Raw genomic sequence first — 18,613 nt, forward strand, 5'->3', positions numbered from 1 at the left:
CAAAGTTTACCCACCCTGTACAGCATTTAATCGACAAGCAAGACACCTGGTTGATGGTGGATGAGGGAATTGAAATCTGCGACAAGCACTATCAGAGGAAAACCTGGGACAAGCAACGCAGACTAGTAATCGTCCGACAGAAGATAGCCAATAGACCCAATGCAACTGGAAGGACATTAAGTTTATTCCCGGAAGATGAAATCCATAGAAACTATCGCTATTCTGCATACTTTACCAATAATGAATTTGCTGCAACTGATGTATGGCGGATGTATCGCCAACGTGGGGATGCGGAGAACAGAATCAAAGAATTAAAGGCCGATTTTGGGGCAGAGAGCTTTAACCTGAAAGGATTTTATCCAACAGAAGCCGCATTAATATTCTCCATGATAGCTTATAATCTAATGTCGATATTCAGGATATTCGTCTTACAGAAAAAAACGCAAAAAACATTATCAACACTACGTTACAGAACTTTTGCGATTGGTGCTTACTTTGAAAGGGTAGGTCATACGCTCAAGCTCAAAATTGCACTAACCAAAAAACGTAGAAAATGGTTCCGTGGACTTTGGGATTACCCTATAGATCTTCAAATGAAAATATCTACTGCGTAATCTGGGTTACAGTGAAGATGGCCATTGCACCTGCATTTCCATATTTTCAATGCCATACGAATCTGCTCTTCCATAACCATGAACATTCTTGAGCTCACTGTTCTTTGCCTCTATTTTATATCTTTCCTTAGACTTTCTTCGATAATAATCTGATTCTTGAAAAGCCATCTGATCTTTGTGAAGATCAGATTTTATGGAGATTGAATAGGACTTAGTTCTAGCCCCTTACTTGTAACATCCTTCGCTGAGAGGGCAAACCTTACATTTCTCTACATCAAAGAAATAGCTGTCAACTTGATTAGTCACTCCGTTCTTTTTTCCTCCCCGAGCTTTTTTGATTGCTAGATGGCCTGCCGGACAGACAAACATCCCTGCGTCCTTATTGTAGTGGAAGTGTTCCATAGCTTCAATATGCTGATCCAGTTGGTGTTTCAACTCTTTGGCTGAGAAAATCTCCGTAGGCGATGGGTAGCTGTCTGTAATACTGTATTCTTGCAGATTGTGTCTGCGTCTATTTTCCTGTTTGATAATATCTAATAATACAGTGCGGGTGATACAGAATACTTGCGCATTTATGTCCACGAGCACTTCTTTATGTTCTAGGTTGTCCCACAACTTGATAAATACACGTTGTACAGTTTCTTCTGCTATGTAGGTGGAATTAGTTTTTTTATACGCATAAGCGTACACCTTCTTGTGGTACGAAAAGAAGAGTTCTTCGAATTGCACTTTATTTTTAGAAGTACGCGGGTACATAATTTATGTCTATAAAAATGGCAATATAGACAAAAGAATTTTTATTAGCTAATAGTTTGATTATAGCTTAATAAAAGAAATTTCTTGATAACTGTCGGATATAGCAAAAAGTTTATATCCTTTGTTACGTAATTTTTGAAGTAATTTTTCTGTTTTAGACTTTCCATCTTCAAAAAACCGCTCATGTATTTCCAATAATATTTGCCGAATTTGCACTTCAGCGGCGAGGATATTATCGATGACATCATATTCTGCTCCTTCAATATCCATTTTCAAAACATCAATAACTGGATGCTGCAACTTCTCTACGATATCCTCAAAAGAGCGAAGTTGTACCTCCACGGCTTTGTGGGTATCGACAAAAGCATGTTCATATAGGCTACCGGACACATAAGCTTCATTTTTCGGTAGATTGAATATAGCAGTTTCTGTCTTTTGGCCAATCCCAATGCCATCAAAATGAAAGTTGGTCGGGAAATTTTGTGCTTGCACCCAAGCAATAGATTTAGGTGTTGGATCAAATCCGTACACCTGGCAATTGTGATTTTTAATCACCGTTAAATCAAAGGAAATGTCTTGTCCTATTCCAAAGGAGTAAACAACGGAGTTTTCATTGAGCATACTTGGGTTAATATAAAAACCGCCATAATCATTTCCGTACCAGCTTTTAGGGCACGTAAGTTCGGTTTTTAAATGTGCAATTCGTCCCAATTTTGATTTAACCCGATTTTCTATTCGTTTGACTATTCGAAAATTCTTGAATTTGTTGAATATCATGCAATAAGGTCTAAGTTAATAGGATAACGACCACACGCTGAAAATGTTTCCTTTGTCAGAAAATATTTTTATAAGCGTATTATAATTATTTATTAATCCAATTACATTAATATGCTCTTAGCTAAGGTCATGCTATTGAATGTAGATAGGAGCAAGTGGATAATATGGATTTAAGGGATAGAACAGTCGAGGGCAATACATTAAAAAAGGGAGTTGATTTTATCAATTCCCTTTTTAGTACCCAGCGCCGGAGTCGAACCGGCACATCCGAAGATATTGGTGTTTGAGACCAACGCGTCTACCAATTCCGCCAGCTGGGCAAGCTGTTTCGTTTTCGACGATGCAAATATATAATATTTGTCGTAGATAGTGCAATGTTTTTTCAATTTAATTAGAAATAATGTTCGTCCTGAATGCTAATAATCGGTGTATCATTTATATATATAGAAGATTAGGAATAAGAAGAGAATGTTATTGGTGTTAATGTATGGATCAACCTATAGATCGCAAATCTTATTTACAATATTAACTTCGGAATTACAGCAATATATACAATATCCGAATTTTTGAAGCATCCCATTTTGATCAAATTTTTCCGCTCGAATTAGCTCAAAAAAACCATTAAAAAAAGCAAAATCAAAAAATCTGACGTTTTACAACTTTTATACTACTCTATTTACAATAAATAATTGAATTTTCTTTCTTTATTACGCATTTGTATACTATACAAATATTCAACTTTTTTTATACAAATGTTGTTAAATCTGAAGAAAAATTTCCAATATATTACGATTCCGATCACCTTACGGCACATGGAGCAGAGTGGATCTATGAAAAAATCAAAAACGATAAAAAATATGATTGGGTGATAAATATGATTAGCCCTTCGTAAGTATTCTACATAAACAAGAAATGCGAATCCAAAAGATTAGCATTTCTTGTTTTGTGCTGAAAGATGAGCTAATATCGGATCATTTAATCAATATTAACCAATATTTTAAAGAAGGTAAGATTAAACTGTGATTGACCAAATGATGAATTAATTACATCAATTGGTCGCCTAAGAAGATATATGAAAAACTATTAGGCATGCTTATACCGTTTTGGAGAATGAAGGAGCACCTCACTAATCGTCGTTTATTATTTATGCGGTTGAGGTAGTAGGATTTCTTGTCGTGCGCCTGTTTTACAAGCGTTATAGATCGCTTCCAGAATGTACAAATCTTTTAATCCCTCTTCTCCATCCACAGCGATAGTGGGCTTGTGATCTTTCAGTATAATTTGTGCCATTGCGTCCATTTGCAGGGTTTGATGTTCGGTGTGGGCCTGTGTTAGGGGTCCTTTACTAGTTCGGCCTTGTATTGGGCCATAACCCGTTGCGGGCTGAAGCTCAGCAAATCCTCGGTCGCCAGAGAGAAAAAAGCGGTCTAAGAAATTCATATTGTAAGTCGATAAGCAAGACGCAACAGCACCGCTGGGAAAGCCTAGTTGAAAGAGTATCGTTTCATCCACACCTTCTTTAAATTTTTCACGACTTGTTTTTATTTCTTGTGCGGTGACCCAGATTGGTTCTTCTCCAACCATATACCGAGCCCCGTTGACAGCGTATATTCCGATATCCATTAAGGATCCACCTCCAGCTAGATCCTTGTTGAGCCGCCATTGATTCGGATTACCTATTTTAAAGCCACATTGACCTTGAAAAAAATTGATAGCTCCAAGTTCATCATTTGCACGCATGCGGTGTATTTCTAATGTTTTCGGTTCGAAATGCATACGATAGCCAATCAAGAGGTGTACATTAGCCTTTTTGCAGGCATCAACCATTTCTTTACCCTCTTCAACACTGACTGCCATCGGCTTTTCGCAAATTACGTGTTTTCCAGCTTTCGCTACTCTGATGGTCTGACTATGATGTAGTGCATTTGGCGTGATGATATAAACCGCATCGATATCAGGATTGTTTTTGATTTGGTCAAAATTACTGTAGTTGTATCGGTTTTTCTCGGGTACATCGTATGTTGATCCCCAATCGCGTAGTTTTTCGGGTGTGCCACTGATCAATCCTGTTATTTTAGCAAATTTGCAGTCTTGCATAGCTTTAGCTACACGGGACGCATAGTTTCCGAGCCCCATTAGCGCTACGCGTAGCATGGGTTGGTTTTGGTGGCCAGCAGAGTCGGCAAATAAATCTAGAGGGGCAAGAAGAGGCAACATAGTAGCTGTAGCTCCTATTTTTTGTATAAAATAACGGCGAGATTGTTTGTTCATGATCCTTGATTTATATTAGTCTTATGCCGTAAAGCTATAGTAAATAAGTTCTTTACAAGGAATTAATATGTATAAATATATGAAAATAATGTTTATAGGTGATATTCCTTGGTATCTGCAATTGCTTGGTGCTTTTGCTAATCCAATCTTCTAAATTTTATTTGATCTAACTAGAGACCAATTCTGGATCAAGCAGAATTCTTGGGGGGGAATTAAAAAAATAATTACTTTAGTAGTTTTTAAAATAGTACACACTTGCAAACGGCCGAACGTAAATTATTATCCTTGTTAATGCCCGAAGGGCTATTAGAATATTTTCAAATCCAAGAAGTAGATCAAGTAGAAAATCAACTTCATATTTATTTAGATGAGCTTAATATCTCTCCTGCAGGTTATGATAATAGTAAGCTAGAATCAAAAGGTTTTATGCCTTCTACGGAGATTTCCGATTTTCCCATTCGAGGTCAAAAAGTTATCCTACATATCCGTCGTCGTCGTTGGACCGTTTTGGACACTGGAGAGATTATCACAAGAGATTGGAATCTAGTACGTGAGGGTACCGGAATGACGACAGAATTCGGGCTTTTTTTAAAGAAGATATTTGGATAACCATCCTGTAAGCGCTCAGCTAGTAGGTCTGTTCTTTCAGATGGATGGCAAGCAGTTGCAAGATCAATATAAGAATCATCTGAGCGACTACCATGTTTGGGATCAAAAATCGCATGCAGAGAATTGGACACTATTTCAAGATAATATAGGTGAGCACTTAAGTATTGATGAGACTAGTTTTAGTAATGGTGAACTTTATACTATTGTAAGTAGTAAATCTGCAAAAGGTAAGAAAGGAACTCTTGTAGCTACGATTAAGGGGACAAAAGCAGAAGATATTATTGCTGTATTAGAGCGAATTCCTCTTCGTACAAGAAACAAGGTTAAAGAGGTGACCATGGATATGGCTCCTAATATGGCTAAAGCTATTCGACGATGTTTCAGGAATGCTAGGCGAGTAATAGATCGTTTTCATGTTAAAAAGCTAGCATACGATGCTGTTCAGGAACTTCGTATTCAGTACCGCTGGGAAGTATTGGATATAGAAAGTCAGAAAATAAAGGATGCTAGAAAGCAAAGTATTCCTTATGAGCCAGAGTTATTATCCAATGGGGATACCATCAAGCAGCTATTGGCTAGATCTAGACATCTGTTATTCAAGCACCCTAGCCGGTGGACAGAAAGTCAAAAACATCGTGCAGAGTTATTGTTTATTCGCTTTCCAAAGCTAAGACAAGCATATGATTTAGGGATTGCTCTAGGAGATATTTTTACCAAATGCAAAGACAAAAAACTCGCCTTTACCAAATTGGGTCTATGGCATAATAAAGTAGAGAATGCAGGCATCCTCTCTTTTGAAAGTGTAGCAAAGTCTATTGCAGCACACCACCCTGAAATCCTACATTACTTCGACAACAGAAGTACAAATGCATCAGCGGAGTCTTTCAATGCTAAATTAAAAGCGTTTCGTAGTGTATTCCGTGGGGTAAGAGATACTTCTTTTTTCTTGTATATAGTCATGAAGTTGTATGCTTAATGATATTCACCCCCCAAACTTTCAGTATGATCCCCAATTCTGCTTGCTCCTTTTATATCCAATTATAACTAGTATAAAAAAAGCCTCGAGAATTTCTCGAGGCTTGGTACCCAGCGCCGGAGTCGAACCGGCACATCCGAAGATATTGGTGTTTGAGACCAACGCGTCTACCAATTCCGCCAGCTGGGCAAGCTGTTTCTTTGTTTGACCCTGCAAATATACTTTTATTCATTACATTGACAAAGGAAAATTTGTGTGCTTTTTTAAACTGCTTGATTATGAGTTTGAAAAAATATCATCAATTTATTAATAACAGAAAAGCCCGCTTTCAAAGCGGGCTTTTCTGTTATATGTGCATGATAAATTAATGTGCACTCAATTGATTTTTCTTTTCTTCATCAAAAGAAGCCTCCAATTCCGCTAATTTCTTTTTGCCATACGCCAGACGCGTGATAACCACAAAAAGAACAGGAACTATAAAAATAGCTAAGAAAGTTGCTGCGGTCATACCACCAAAAACTGTCCAGCCTATAGTTTGTCGTGAGGCTGCTCCAGCTCCGGTGGATAACATCAATGGAATGATACCTAAAATAAAGGCCAAGGATGTCATGATAATTGGACGTAAACGTAATTTTACAGCATCCAATGTGGCATCAATTAGGTTCATGCCGATGTCCACACGTTCTTTCGCGAATTCGACAATAAGGATCGCATTCTTAGCAGCAAGACCGATTATCGTTACTAAACCGATTTGGGCAAATATGTTATTATCCAAAGATGGAATAAACATCAGCGTCAATATTGCCCCGAAAATTCCCAAAGGAACAGAGAGTAGGATCGAAAATGGTACGGACCAACTTTCGTATAATGCCGCTAAGAGCAAGAATACAAATAGAATACATAGTGCGAAAATTTGTAATGTCTTCGATCCCGATTGTTTCTCTTGTAATGATAATCCTGAGAATTGATAATCAAAACCTGCAGACAATGTTTCAGCAGCCACCTCTTCTAATGCTTTGATTACATCCCCTGAACTGTATCCTGGAGCTGCACTGCCGGATAGATCGATACTACGGAAGATATTGTAGTGGTTGATGATGGATGGCATCGTCGTCAATTCATAGCTTACCAAAGCGCCAAGAGGCACCGAGTTTCCTTGAATATTCTTCACGTACAATTTGTTTATATCTTCGATATTCATGCGGTATTCCGTATCAGCCTGTGTTACTACACGGAAGTTACGGCCGTATTTGGTAAAATCATTGACATAACTACTTCCTAAATATGCAGAGATAGTAGAATAGATGTTTGATATCGGCACGCCCATTCTTTTGGCTTGTTCACGATTCACATCCAATCTATAATTGGGTGAGTTGGAGCTAAATAAGGTATAAGCCATGCCAATTTCAGGACGCTGATTTGCTGCTGCAAGAAATTTGCCTACTTGCGTTTCGAAATCTTTGATATCAACGGTTTGCAAATCCTGAATCTGCATCGAGAAACCTCCCGTCGATCCTAATCCAGGAATAGCAGGTGGGGTTACCGCTAAGATACGTGCTTTAGAATAAGATGCGTATTTGCCCATGATGGCACCTGTTATTTCACTTGCGGTACGTGTTCTTTCTTTCCAAGGTTTTAATGATACGAATAGTGATCCACCATTAGATCGGAAGGAGCGGTTAAGAATATTGATACCCGAGATTGAAGTTACGTATTTGATTTCTGGGAAATCTTTACGCAATTCTTGTTGTAATTCTTCTAATAATGCTTCTGTACGCGCAGCAGATGAACCTTCTGGCAATGTTACACCCGCAAAGAACATTCCTCCATCCTCAGTAGGAATAAAACCAGTAGGTTTGGTTTGGAACATCCAACCCGTACCAATAAATATACATAAGAGAATAACCAACACAAGCGGTGCAGCCTTAATCGATCTCTGTACTCCTTTCGAATAGCGATAAGTAACTTTTTCAAACCACTGATTGAATTTGTAGAAGAATTTGTTTAAACCGCGTGAATCTTTATTGACAGCTGTTGGTTTGAGCATAATCGAACATAATGCAGGCGTCAATGTCAACGCGATAAAAGCGGATAACATCACCGATACGGCAATCGTAATAGCAAACTGCTGATACAATTGACCCACCATACCTGGAATAAAACCTACCGGTACGAATACAGCTGCTAATATCAATGCAATAGCAATTACCGGTGCTGTAATATCTTTCATTGCACGCATTGTCGCTTCTTTTGCTGACATTTTATAATGGTCAATATAATGCTGTACAGCTTCCACCACCACAATAGCATCATCCACGACAATACCAATAGCCAATACAAAGGCAAGCATGGTCAAATTGTTGATGGAAAATCCGAAAATCGTGAACAATATAAACGTACCTACAATTGATACGGGAATCGCTAATACAGGGATCAATGTGGCTCTCCAGCTTTGAAGAAAGAAGAATACCACGATAGTAACCAAGATTAATGCCTCAAACAAGGTCATGATTACGGAATTGATTGACGCTTTCACCACTGAAACAGTTTCGTAACCAATCACATAGTCTACGTCTTCGGGAAATGATTCCTTTAGCTTATCCAATGTTTGGTAAATACCTTCTGCAGTTTCTACTGCATTACCACCAGGCGTTTGATTGATCATCATACCTGTGGAGCGAAGGCCATTTACTTTTGTCGTGGTGCCATAGTTAAATTGCCCTAATTCTACTCGTGCCACATCTTTCAATAGCACTAAAGAACCATCCATATTGGATTTCACAACGATATTTTCAAAATCTTCTACTTCTGAAAGATCAGAATCTGTAATCACTGGGTATTCAAACACCGTAGATGATTCTTGCGGACGACCACCAACTGATCCTCCAGGAATACGAATATTTTGTTCTGCGATAGCTGCTGATACGTCTGCTGGTGTCATATCGAGATTAGCGAGCTTATTGGCATCGAGCCATACGCGCATAGAGAAGGGCTGTCCAAATGCGGTTACATCACCGACACCTTTGACACGCATTAACGCATCCTTCAAGTATAAACTTGCATAGTTGGCCAAAAATTTATCATCACGTGTCCCATTGGGCGATACGAGCGATACCAACATTAGGATATCTGAATTAGCCTTACGGGTTGTCACCCCGAGTCTTCGCACCGCTTCGGGAAGAGAAGGCTCCGCAATACCAACACGGTTTTGTACATCGAGAGTGGCGATATCAATATCCGTACCTACCTCAAATGTTACCGTAATTTGGGATTGTCCGTTGGACATACTATTTGAAGACATGTAAATCATGCCAGGTGTACCATTGATTTGACTTTCAATAGGTGTGGTTACCGTTTGTTCTACGGTTTGTGCATCTGCACCTGTGTAATTGGCTGTTACCGTTACAGTTGGCGGTGCTATAGATGGGTATTGGCTGATAGGTAAGGTCATGTAACTAATGGCTCCAATGATCGTAATCAATATGGAGATAACCATTGCCGTTACGGGCCTTTTTATAAATACTTCTGAAATCATCCTTTACTTTATTATAGTTATGGGCAAATATTATTGATTGTTTGTAACCGTATTTTCGACTACTTTGGTGCCTGGACGTAATGAGGCAGCACCATCTAGGACAATTTTTTGTCCTGCTTCTAAGCCTGAAGTAATTACGACCTTGTCATCTAATTTATGTCCCAAGGTCACTTGCTTCAATTCTACTTTACTGCTATCGTTTACGGTATACACATTAAATACACCTAATTGCTCAAATACAGCTTTATATGGAATCACAATTTGTTCTTGTGCCGATGTGCTTGCTACATTCAAAGTTGTATTCATTCCGGTACGTAAAGTATTGCTGTTATTAGCGAATGAGGCTCTAATTTTTAAAGTCCCGGTCTGACTATCGACTGCACGGTCTATCGTTACGATTCTCCCTGCTTGGGGGTAGCGTGTTCCGTCGGGCAGAGTGATATAAATATCTGAAGAAGAAGAGCCTGCTTTCAATTTCGTGAAATCAGCAATATCTCTTTCGTTTATCTGAAATTCAACACCTATTGGATTTGTAGTGGATATCGTATTCAAGAGCGTACTTCCTGCACTTACTAAGGCACCATTACGCACCTGAGATATACCAACAGTACCCGAGAATGGTGCAAAGATTACAGAACGTTGTAAGTTGGTTTGTGCTGTAGTCAAAGCAGCTTGAGCGGCTTGTACCTGTGCTTTTTGATTATTCACATCTGTTGTTGCATAATCTAAAGTCTGCTTGGCGATAGCATCTTTCTCTGCCAACGTCTGGTAGCGTTGCAAATCTTTTTCTACGCGATCGAGATTTGCTTTAGCAATCGCTAGATTGGCTCTCGCCTGGTCTACGGCTGCTTGGTAGCGCGTGCGATCTATTTCGTAAAGCTTTTGTCCTTTACTTACAGCTGCTCCATCAGCAACAAATATATTCGTAATATATCCAGTTACTTCAGCACGTATCTCTGTCTCTTGCAAAGCGATGACAAAGGCTGGATAATTTTTCACTCCAGTCACAATTTCTTTATTTACTAAAGCAGTACTCACTGGTGTAGCAATTTCCGCTTGCTGTGCTGGTGCTCCTTTTTTATTATCATTAGAGTTACAGGACTGGATGATTAATCCTGAGCTTATTAATAGCGCCGAAAATAATTGCGTTTTATTCATATTGATATATCTAAGTAGGTTGTTTTAGTTGTTTGAAGTTACAGTGCCTAATGCTTTTTGGATATCAAGTTTACTTGATAATACCGCATATAATGCGTTTAAGTAGTTGAGTTGGGATGTTTTCAGATCCGTTTCGGCGGTCATCAATTCCAAATAGGTTTTGACGCCAGCGTCATATTGCAATTTGATGGTGTTGTATACTTCTTCCGAAAGTTCCATATTACCTCTGGCATTGCGCCATTCGTTCATATTAGCACGATAAGAAGACATTGCCGCAGAATACTGTGCACTTATTTGGCTCTCTAGATTTTGCAAATCCATTTCCAAACGTTGTTCCTGTAATTCGGATCTGCGAATCTCGTGTATTCTTTTTCCACCTTGAAAGATAGGTACGCTGAGACTTAATCCCACATTGGATGACGGAATATTGTTTGTATATAAATTAGAAAATTCATTATCTCGGTAGTTCAGCCCATAATTAGCGTATGCATTTAATCGAGGTAAAAAATTCCACTTTTGATATTGTGTATTCAGCTTTTGAATTTCACGCAGGTTTTGAATTTGTTGGTATTCCACTCTATTAGCTACGTGAAGCAATTCTGCGGTATCCAATAGGATATTGCTCTCCATGCTTTGGTTGGCAAATGAAAGGGAAATATTAGCTTCCGTCGGGATATTTAAGATCGACTTCAGGTAGTCATACTTATACTTGCGGTTCTCGATAGCGGATTTTAAACTCGCTTTCGCATTATTCAGGGATATTTGTGCTCTTTTGAAATCTGTTTTGTCCACTAAGCCCACTTCGTAGCGCGCGTTTGCTTCTGCATATTGACGCTCCAGACGAGTGATATTTTCGTTGACGATTTTGATTTGCTCTTCACTAGTCAATATATCATAATAAGCTTTGCTTACATCCACAATCGTATTGATCTTGGTGTTTTCTAAATTCAGATCATTGCTTTGACGAATGAATTTAGAAGCTCTGGAAGCTTGTAGCAATTGCGGGTTTAGGATAGATTGTTCTGCCTGGAATGTAAGTGCACTGTTGTTTTTTTGACTCATCTTTACATCATTCCCGCCAATATTCACGGTAGGAATCTGAATAGCGTGAGCAAAGCTACCCGTGGCTTGAATCTGAGGTAACCAGCCGGAGAGAGCAGAAGCGATTTCTTTTTCGCCAATTTCTTTGTCCAGTTGGGCTTGTTTTAAGTCAATTTTATGACTCAACGCGTAATTGATCAAATCATCCAATGTTGCATTATTGTTCAGTTCGGATGACGTCGTTTGAGCAAACGACATCTGTGTAATAGCGCAAAATAAAATGGAGAGTAAGCACTTAAAATTATATTTCATAGTTAATCATTATATTTTATTCCATCCCAAATTATAGTAATGAGGTCAGTAAGTTCTTGTTCGTTATGTTCGTTTCTACCGTATACTATATTCTTGGCGTAGGTGATAGCCGCACCAATGTATGCTGCACAGATGATCTGTTCATTCAATGGTTTGATAGCTTTGTCGGCTATGCCTGCTTGAATAAATTTGATAAAGGCATTTTGGGCGTAAGGTCCTTCTTCATGTTCTTTTGTTCGAATCATTTCATGATAAGGCGAATTATAAAATTGCTCGAAGAAGCATGAATACTCGCGTTGTTCGATGTGAAATTTGCTGAAACTACGGAATACGGTGAAAAACTGTTCCTTATAGGGCATTGTAGGATGTACGTTTTGGAATATATAAGCGTACAGCTCCTTTCTACAATACTCAAAAAGGTGCAGAATTAAATTTTCCTTGGAAGGAAAATAATGATAGATGGTGCCAATGGCAACCTCCGCATGTTTGGCTATCTGGCTCATTGGTGTGCCGTGAAAACCATTATCCTTAATAAGCAATAACGTGCTTTTGAAGATACTTTCTGTTTTGTCTGTAAATTGAACGTTCATTCGGTATGCAAATGTAGTAATTGTTTTTTGCTCCTAATGTCAATTTATTGTTATAAAGAAAGTGTATAAAGGGGGTAATGTTAAATAATTGTTAAGACAACAAATAAATTTGGATAGTGTAAGGATTACACTTATCTTTGTGGTATCATAATTTAGGTTTATAATTGGTTAGTAAAGGTTTTCATTCTCCCCGTTTGAAAACCTTTCTTTATTTTATACCGAAACTATATTACCCTTTTCTACAGTATTCTTATTATGCATATTTATAAATTCTTCGAATGAATCTAACTGATTCGTGGGAATAGATGATTTTGGAATTCGGTAGTTTTTTTCTTTGGAAGTCTCGAAGATATAATCTCCAGCACTGTATTGTATGCGGACAAGGTCGATTGGATAGCTGGATTTTTTCTTCGGAAAAGTATAAAAAACTATTTCATCAGCTCCTAACGCTATCAATGGAGTATTCCAATTATATAAGGCCAAAGCCAAGTAATATAATGAGAGAAACCATAAGGTTAGGTGATACAGGCGAAATCCTTCACTTGGTGAAAAAATAAGATAGAATATTAAGGGAATTAAAGCAAGTCCAACACAAAGGTTAGCATAAATAGCGTTCTTTTTTCTTCGAATTATCATAAATAGGATTTTGGGGTAACCTAATATAATAATAATTCGCCAAAAGTCTATTTATTACAGTCTGCTAAGTTTTTTATTACTTCTTCTTGTGTAAATGTAGAATCGGCGTCACCAAACGTGGTGGTAATGTAGGTCAATATATAGGCGACATCTACATTATTCAGCGTGGGATTCGCAGGCATGATTTGATTGTATTTCTCTCCGTGAATTTCGATTTCACCAGACATACCATTTTTGATAATGCATGCTAATTTCTCACGGTTCTTGCTGAGATAGTTGTGGTCTGTCAAAGGAGGGTAGAGCTTGCCCAAGCCTTCTCCTTTAGCTCCATGACAATTTTGGCAATGTGTTTTGTAGAGTTTCTGGCCGTTCACCACATATTGCGCGGTTTTAATATCCATATTACCTTGACAGGAAGCTAATTGGGAGAGCCCCAAAAGCGTCATGCCGAAAATCACAAGGGTAAAAATAAATTTCATACTACAGAATAAGGCTGCAAAACACCAGATATGCACCTGGTCGTGTGGCCTATGCGCGTACGCTTAGCCATCAATTTTATTATTGAAGATTGATTTTGCTCGTGCTGTTGCAGAAGCAAAATCAATCTATCGCACTGGCAATTACTTGTATTCTGCCAATAGAATGTCCATGTCTTTCATCAGCTTTTCTGTTTCTTCTTCGCTGGTGCCATCATAGACTCCTCTAATATATTTGTTGTGATCTATCAATACTAAATATCCCGAATGATCGTATCCTCCTGGAACATTTTCATCTTCCTTAGTGAAAACAAGATATTTATCTGATATCCCGTAAATAGCTGATTTTGATCCCGTAACAAATTGCCATTGATCATTGTCAACACCTAACTTCGTAGCATATGATTTCAGGATATGTGGCTGGTCATATTTAAAATCAATACTATGGGATAGGAAAGCTACACCTGCATTTCCCTTGTACTTTTGATAGGCCTTTAACACATTACGTTGCATTGTAGGGCAGATACTTGGACAATGGGTAAAGAAAAAGTTAGCCACATAGATTTTGTTGTCAAAATCCTTATCGCTGATCAACGTACTATCTTGGTTCAAAAATTCAAATTCAGGAATAGCAGCGTATACAGTGTCCACTACCGTCTTACCATCCACGACTTTTTCGACCACATCTCTTTCACCTATTATTGGTAATTTTTGTGTTTTCGATTCGCAGGCTATAAAAGTAATTGTTACTGCAGCTAAAGCTAAAATATTCTTTATCATATGCATTAAAATTTGCCCAATTTGGTATTACTTTCTAAAGAAACATCTTCGAATTGTTTTTTCATGGCTTTGACTTTTTCGATTTCAGCCTTTTGGTAAGCTACATCGGTACTATCCGGTGCATAATCTCTCATCCATGTCATCATATTATCGGTAGCAGATTCCAAATTTTGCTTAAGGGTTTCTAATTCCGATTTTACAATAGCTGTATCGAGGGTATTGTCTTTTTTTGCAATGCTGCCTAAGTTCTCCAATATAGAGTCGATTTTTAACGTAGCACGGTCAAAATGTGCTATCTGCGGCATGATTTCATCATGTACCTGAATTGCTTCTTCGGACAGATTTTTCAATTGTGAAGCATCATTGTTGGACTGCTGTTGACAGCTGTTTAATGTCGCCAAGGCGATAATAGCTGCAAGAATAGTTTTTTTCATGTGATTACAGTTTAAGCTGTTTTTACCTTTTCTTTTTCAATACGTTTAAGTAGACTAAAGTCGAAAGTCAAATCTCGGATATATATTTCATTTTGACAAACTGCACACTTTACGCCATTTTTGTCAATCACCTCCGTGGTGAAGGTTTTGATGACTTTTCCTTTTGCTTTAATTGTTTTGTACGCCTCTTCGATCTCAGTAATATCCAAAGTAATACGATACGTTAGATCAGTACTTCCAGGTTTCAGATAATCAATTTTAGCGGATTTTAGCCATGCTACCGTCTTTTTTAAACCTCTTTTTTTGAAAACTTGGTCTAATAAAATAGGATGCATAGGATCCAATGCGGAGAAAATAGTACCTCCAAATACGGTTTTGTTGGAATTAATATTTAAGAAACTCTTATAAATCTTAACCTCTGCACCTTTGAAATCGTCATATATTTTCTTCACCCATATACGTTGAAATAAAAAGGGTGGATATGTACGTAAAACCCATTTAAGACTTGTCGGTGATAATTTCATTCTGCAAAAGTACAATTTCTTGCCTTTTGTATGGTCAAATGTGCGCAATATGTTGTTTTAAAAAAATTTGTGCACTATCTTTCTACTCTAATCATCTGAAAAAATGAAACCTAAAAAGAATGTCGTTCTGCTTGTTGTCGTGGCAGCTTTGGGCTATTTCGTTTATATATACGATTTAATAATTTTTTCTATCGTCCGCATCTAATCGTTCCAAGATATCGGTGTGCCTCAGGAGCTTATGCGGAGCAAAGGTGAGTTCGTCCTGAATATGCAAATGGGTGGATTGCTGTTGGGCGGATTGATCTGGGGGATTATAGCAGACAAATATGGAAGAATAAAGGTTTTGTTTGGGTCCATCCTTTTATATTCTTTAGCCAATATTTACAATGGTTTTGTACAAGATGTCAATACCTATGCTATTATACGTTTTATCTCTGGTATCGGCCTCGCTGGCGAATTGGGCGCAGGTATTACTCTGGTCAGTGAAAGCATGCCTAAAGGGAAGCGTGGCTATGGTACCATGATCGTGGCGGGTATAGGGGTTTTGGGTGCAATTCTCGCATATTACGTGTCCGAATGGTTTGATTGGCGTACAGCTTATTTTGTAGGCGGCGGTATGGGACTTCTGCTGCTATTGATGCGGGTGGGCGCCTTTGAATCTGGACTTTTTGCGCATACTGCTTCTCAGCAGCATGTCGAGAAAGGGAGTTTGAAACTACTATTCCGAAGCAAAGAGCGTATTGTCCGATATATTTATTGCCTATGTATCGGTTTGCCTATTTGGTTTGTCGTAGGTGTATTGGTTACACAATCTCCTGAAATTGGCAAAGCATTGGGAGCTCCTGTCATATTGAGTGCAGGAAAAGGGGTGATGTTTACTTACCTGGGAATCTCGATAGGAGACTTCTTAGCAGGTTTATTGGCACAATGGCTGAAGTCAAGGCGTAAAGTGGTACTTATTTGCCAGATATTGATTGTGCTGACGTCGATAGCGTATTTGACTAGTCAGGGAATTAGCGAAGAGCGTTTTATGTGGCTAGCTTTTCTGATGGGGCTAGGAGTGGGGTATTGGGCGACATTTGTCACCATTGCAGCAGAACAGTTTGGCACGAATCTGCGCGCCACTGTAGCGACTACTGCACCTAATTTTGTACGAGGCGCCTTGATTCCATCGACGATCTTATATGGATTTTTGGTAAATCAATTTGGAATTATTACGGCAGCTATCCTGACTTTGTTACTGTTGACAGGGATAGCCGTATTTGCGCTGTCACAATTGAAAGAAAGCTTTGATAAGGATTTGAATTATAATGAAGAGTAGTAGATAATAGTTATTTATCTATCCGGACACTTTTTACAGCGCTTGCCCTTTTTATATTTTTTACAACATTTCTTCAGGGCGCAACATGAAAAATCAGCGAAAGGATTAAAGCCTTTTGCTGATTCTTTTATATCGATAAGAATATCCTGTTGATTCAACTCACTTTGCAAACTCATGCTGCAAAGATAGTTATTTAGAATCATTTTAAATTAAACAAAGTTTAATTTTTGTCTTAAATCTTGTGAAATTAAATCTGTGGCTGAGTTAATTACTTCAGGATCGTCGGTATTATTGATAATTACTTTGTCCGTGATTTGTTTATAAGGCAATAAATAAGTGTTGTACGATGGGACAACATGATTTATCCATTTATACATAACATCGTCATGGTCATAGCCACGCTCCAATAAGTCTCTTTTAAGCCTTCTCTCTAGTGCAACATCTTCATTGGCATCCAAAAAGATCCGGTAATCTAACAGATTATTCACTTCTTCGTAATGAAAAATAAATAAACCTTCTACGATTAAAATAGGAGCCGGTATAATTTCAAGCATTTTAGGCTTGATGTTGGGATTGTTGAAAGTGTACTCTTCCTTATAAATTGTTTTGCCGTCGAATAAGTCTTTGATGTCCTTGTAGAATGCATCGCGATCTATCGATGTCGGCAAGTCAAAATTATACAACCTATTTTCTTCCTGCGTTTTTGTATTAGCGGGGATATAATAATCGTCTTGTGAGATTAACGTTATATCCGAGTCCTTAAAATGATTTAAGAAACTTTTCAAAAAAAATGTCTTACCTGACCCGCTACTTCCTGCGATACCAATTACGTATGGTTTGTCCATTTAAAGTGTTACTGAATAATTATTAATTCAAGGGCATACCATAAGTGATTTCTACTTGAAATCTTTTGTCCAAAATACCAATAGATGAGGCTACTGATTTTGATAGTATCACTATTGCTCCTTGTGTTTCGTGATTATCAGAGAATTTTCCGACAACTTTTGCAAAGGTAACACTTCTATTCATAGGATTTGTAATTTTTAATATAGTTCCTATAGGAGCAGTCTTGTGTAGTGCCAAACTTATTTGGTCATTATTTTCTAAATCGTTCATCCATACACCTACACCTTTTTCTTTGGTCTCACGGATCCCGTATTTGTTAGGCTTGAAGCTCGAATCATCGATAGGATTATTATTCTCTAATACTTCTTCGATCGGAATTTGTACGATTTCAGGTTCTACCGGAGGTAGCGCACGATTAGGGATTTTTAGAATTTGTCCTTCTCTCACCGAGTCAGAAGTAAGGTCATTCATGCGTTTGATGTCATCGACAGATATACCAAAGCGTCGAGAGATGGCATAGAGGGTTTCACTCTTGCCTACTTTATATTCGGTAATATCATTTGGATTGACTAGGACAGGCTTATTGCTAGTGTTGCTTGAGCTTGTCGTGGGTTGCGGAGTAGGTAGTTTAGGACGGTTGTCAATTGCAGCTCCACGCGGAATACGAACGGTATCACCTACGCGCAAATTCTTTTTATTATTGGCTGCCATGATTTCATTGACAGGCGTATTGTAGATACGGCTTAGTTGATAGTAAGTTTCTTTCGTTTTCAAACGGTGAATCACATACCGCTTACCATTTATATTCTCTGTTCCAATGGAATCAAGAGTGATTGTCAATCTGTTTTCAATATTCAATTCTTTGGCTTGCAGGCTCTCTACAGCGGGAAAAGCTAAACCAAGTGCAAATAAAAAAGATAATTTATGATACGTTTTAAAGTTTTTTTTCTGCTTCAT

The 18,613-nt window shown here is 38.1% G+C and carries 16 protein-coding genes, 2 tRNA genes and 3 pseudogenes; 4 read left to right on the forward strand and 17 right to left on the reverse strand.

Translation table 11 applies throughout. The features are described 5' to 3' along the window. On the forward strand, positions 1–614 hold a 614-nt coding region (locus tag EDC17_RS09150), incomplete at its 5' end, for a transposase (RefSeq protein WP_165894392.1). Here EDC17_RS09150 and EDC17_RS17250 read toward each other — a convergent pair. From EDC17_RS17250 to EDC17_RS09175, 5 genes and pseudogenes are all read right to left on the reverse strand, one after another. Next, positions 604–1,013: pseudogene (locus EDC17_RS17250) on the reverse strand (transposase); the annotation flags it as partial. The gene EDC17_RS09150 and the pseudogene EDC17_RS17250 overlap by 11 nt on opposite strands. Before the next feature lie 171 nt (positions 1,014–1,184). After that, positions 1,185–1,370 (reverse strand): annotated as a pseudogene (locus EDC17_RS09160) (RNA polymerase sigma factor); the annotation flags it as partial. A gap of 60 nt (positions 1,371–1,430) precedes the next feature. Next, the gene (locus EDC17_RS09165) at positions 1,431–2,147 is read right to left on the reverse strand and encodes an FkbM family methyltransferase (RefSeq protein ID WP_132777788.1); all 717 of its coding nucleotides are present in this window, start codon (positions 2,145–2,147) and stop codon (positions 1,431–1,433) included. A 238-nt stretch (positions 2,148–2,385) separates the two neighbouring features. Next, positions 2,386–2,467: transfer RNA gene (locus tag EDC17_RS09170), tRNA-Leu, on the reverse strand. Positions 2,468–3,287: 820 nt separating this feature from the next. Continuing rightward, positions 3,288–4,418 carry a Gfo/Idh/MocA family protein gene (locus tag EDC17_RS09175; RefSeq protein ID WP_132777789.1) on the reverse strand — a complete coding sequence of 377 codons (1,131 nt, stop codon included), beginning with the start codon at positions 4,416–4,418 and terminating at the stop codon, positions 3,288–3,290. 255 nt (positions 4,419–4,673) lie between these two features. Here EDC17_RS09175 and EDC17_RS09180 point away from each other — a divergent pair, with 255 nt between their 5' ends. Both EDC17_RS09180 and EDC17_RS09185 read left to right on the forward strand, forming a co-directional pair. Next, complete coding sequence (locus tag EDC17_RS09180; RefSeq protein ID WP_132777790.1) at positions 4,674–5,027, forward strand: ISAon1 family transposase N-terminal region protein; 354 nt, start codon at positions 4,674–4,676, stop codon at positions 5,025–5,027. Beyond that, positions 5,020–6,003, forward strand: a complete 984-nt coding sequence (locus tag EDC17_RS09185; RefSeq protein ID WP_243646104.1) for an ISAon1 family transposase — start codon at positions 5,020–5,022, stop codon at positions 6,001–6,003. Before EDC17_RS09180 ends, EDC17_RS09185 begins: the two co-directional genes overlap by 8 nt. Positions 6,004–6,107: 104 nt before the next feature. Here EDC17_RS09185 and EDC17_RS09190 read toward each other — a convergent pair. The 10 genes from EDC17_RS09190 to EDC17_RS09235 all read right to left on the reverse strand — a co-directional run bounded on the left by EDC17_RS09190 (position 6,108) and on the right by EDC17_RS09235 (position 15,489). After that, positions 6,108–6,192, reverse strand: a tRNA-Leu gene (locus tag EDC17_RS09190). Between the two features lie 175 nt (positions 6,193–6,367). Then, positions 6,368–9,538, reverse strand: a complete 3,171-nt coding sequence (locus EDC17_RS09195) for an efflux RND transporter permease subunit (RefSeq protein ID WP_132777791.1) — start codon at positions 9,536–9,538, stop codon at positions 6,368–6,370. Positions 9,539–9,568: 30 nt separating this feature from the next. Next, positions 9,569–10,696 (reverse strand): efflux RND transporter periplasmic adaptor subunit, encoded by a 1,128-nt coding sequence (locus tag EDC17_RS09200; RefSeq protein ID WP_132777792.1) that lies wholly within the window; start codon positions 10,694–10,696, stop codon positions 9,569–9,571. Between the two features lie 24 nt (positions 10,697–10,720). After that, positions 10,721–11,995 carry a TolC family protein gene (locus EDC17_RS09205; RefSeq protein ID WP_243646105.1) on the reverse strand — a complete coding sequence of 425 codons (1,275 nt, stop codon included), beginning with the start codon at positions 11,993–11,995 and terminating at the stop codon, positions 10,721–10,723. A gap of 56 nt (positions 11,996–12,051) precedes the next feature. Then, positions 12,052–12,639, reverse strand: coding sequence for a TetR/AcrR family transcriptional regulator (locus tag EDC17_RS09210; RefSeq protein ID WP_132777794.1), 588 nt, complete (start codon positions 12,637–12,639; stop codon positions 12,052–12,054). Positions 12,640–12,852: 213 nt separating this feature from the next. Beyond that, positions 12,853–13,275, reverse strand: coding sequence for a hypothetical protein (locus EDC17_RS09215; protein WP_132777795.1), 423 nt, complete (start codon positions 13,273–13,275; stop codon positions 12,853–12,855). Positions 13,276–13,322: 47 nt separating this feature from the next. Then, on the reverse strand, positions 13,323–13,754 hold the full coding sequence (locus EDC17_RS09220) for a c-type cytochrome (protein WP_132777796.1): 432 nt from the start codon (positions 13,752–13,754) through the stop codon (positions 13,323–13,325). A 141-nt stretch (positions 13,755–13,895) separates the two neighbouring features. Then, positions 13,896–14,531, reverse strand: coding sequence for an SCO family protein (locus EDC17_RS09225; protein WP_317126044.1), 636 nt, complete (start codon positions 14,529–14,531; stop codon positions 13,896–13,898). A 5-nt stretch (positions 14,532–14,536) separates the two neighbouring features. After that, positions 14,537–14,965 carry a transposase gene (locus EDC17_RS09230; RefSeq protein WP_132777798.1) on the reverse strand — a complete coding sequence of 143 codons (429 nt, stop codon included), beginning with the start codon at positions 14,963–14,965 and terminating at the stop codon, positions 14,537–14,539. Between the two features lie 11 nt (positions 14,966–14,976). Then, on the reverse strand, positions 14,977–15,489 hold the full coding sequence (locus EDC17_RS09235; protein ID WP_132777799.1) for a YiiD C-terminal domain-containing protein: 513 nt from the start codon (positions 15,487–15,489) through the stop codon (positions 14,977–14,979). A 103-nt stretch (positions 15,490–15,592) separates the two neighbouring features. Here EDC17_RS09235 and EDC17_RS09240 point away from each other — a divergent pair. Further along, positions 15,593–16,810, forward strand: a pseudogene (locus EDC17_RS09240) (MFS transporter). 209 nt (positions 16,811–17,019) lie between these two features. On the opposite strand, the gene EDC17_RS09245 reads toward EDC17_RS09240, so the two are convergent. After that, positions 17,020–17,655, reverse strand: a complete 636-nt coding sequence (locus EDC17_RS09245; RefSeq protein WP_132777800.1) for a uridine kinase family protein — start codon at positions 17,653–17,655, stop codon at positions 17,020–17,022. A 22-nt stretch (positions 17,656–17,677) separates the two neighbouring features. After that, positions 17,678–18,613, reverse strand: a complete 936-nt coding sequence (locus tag EDC17_RS09250) for a septal ring lytic transglycosylase RlpA family protein (RefSeq protein ID WP_132777801.1) — start codon at positions 18,611–18,613, stop codon at positions 17,678–17,680.

Source organism: Sphingobacterium alimentarium, from assembly GCF_004342685.1.
GTDB lineage: Bacteria > Bacteroidota > Bacteroidia > Sphingobacteriales > Sphingobacteriaceae > Sphingobacterium > Sphingobacterium alimentarium.

What these genes read in the sequence shown, in the direction of transcription:
- EDC17_RS09210 (WP_132777794.1), bottom strand. Translation starts at nt 12,639, where the DNA reads ATGAACGTTCAATTTACAGACAAAACAGAAAGTATCTTCAAAAGCACG.
- EDC17_RS09215 (WP_132777795.1), bottom strand. Translation starts at nt 13,275, where the DNA reads ATGATAATTCGAAGAAAAAAGAACGCTATTTATGCTAACCTTTGTGTT.
- EDC17_RS09165 (WP_132777788.1), bottom strand. Translation starts at nt 2,147, where the DNA reads ATGATATTCAACAAATTCAAGAATTTTCGAATAGTCAAACGAATAGAA.
- EDC17_RS09230 (WP_132777798.1), bottom strand. Translation starts at nt 14,965, where the DNA reads ATGAAAAAAACTATTCTTGCAGCTATTATCGCCTTGGCGACATTAAAC.
- EDC17_RS09205 (WP_243646105.1), bottom strand. Translation starts at nt 11,995, where the DNA reads ATGTCGTTTGCTCAAACGACGTCATCCGAACTGAACAATAATGCAACA.
- EDC17_RS09195 (WP_132777791.1), bottom strand. Translation starts at nt 9,538, where the DNA reads ATGATTTCAGAAGTATTTATAAAAAGGCCCGTAACGGCAATGGTTATC.
- EDC17_RS09235 (WP_132777799.1), bottom strand. Translation starts at nt 15,489, where the DNA reads ATGAAATTATCACCGACAAGTCTTAAATGGGTTTTACGTACATATCCA.
- EDC17_RS09220 (WP_132777796.1), bottom strand. Translation starts at nt 13,754, where the DNA reads ATGAAATTTATTTTTACCCTTGTGATTTTCGGCATGACGCTTTTGGGG.
- EDC17_RS09200 (WP_132777792.1), bottom strand. Translation starts at nt 10,696, where the DNA reads ATGAATAAAACGCAATTATTTTCGGCGCTATTAATAAGCTCAGGATTA.
- EDC17_RS09175 (WP_132777789.1), bottom strand. Translation starts at nt 4,418, where the DNA reads ATGAACAAACAATCTCGCCGTTATTTTATACAAAAAATAGGAGCTACA.
- EDC17_RS09250 (WP_132777801.1), bottom strand. Translation starts at nt 18,613, where the DNA reads ATGAAGCAGAAAAAAAACTTTAAAACGTATCATAAATTATCTTTTTTA.
- EDC17_RS09225 (WP_317126044.1), bottom strand. Translation starts at nt 14,531, where the DNA reads ATGATAAAGAATATTTTAGCTTTAGCTGCAGTAACAATTACTTTTATA.
- EDC17_RS09245 (WP_132777800.1), bottom strand. Translation starts at nt 17,655, where the DNA reads ATGGACAAACCATACGTAATTGGTATCGCAGGAAGTAGCGGGTCAGGT.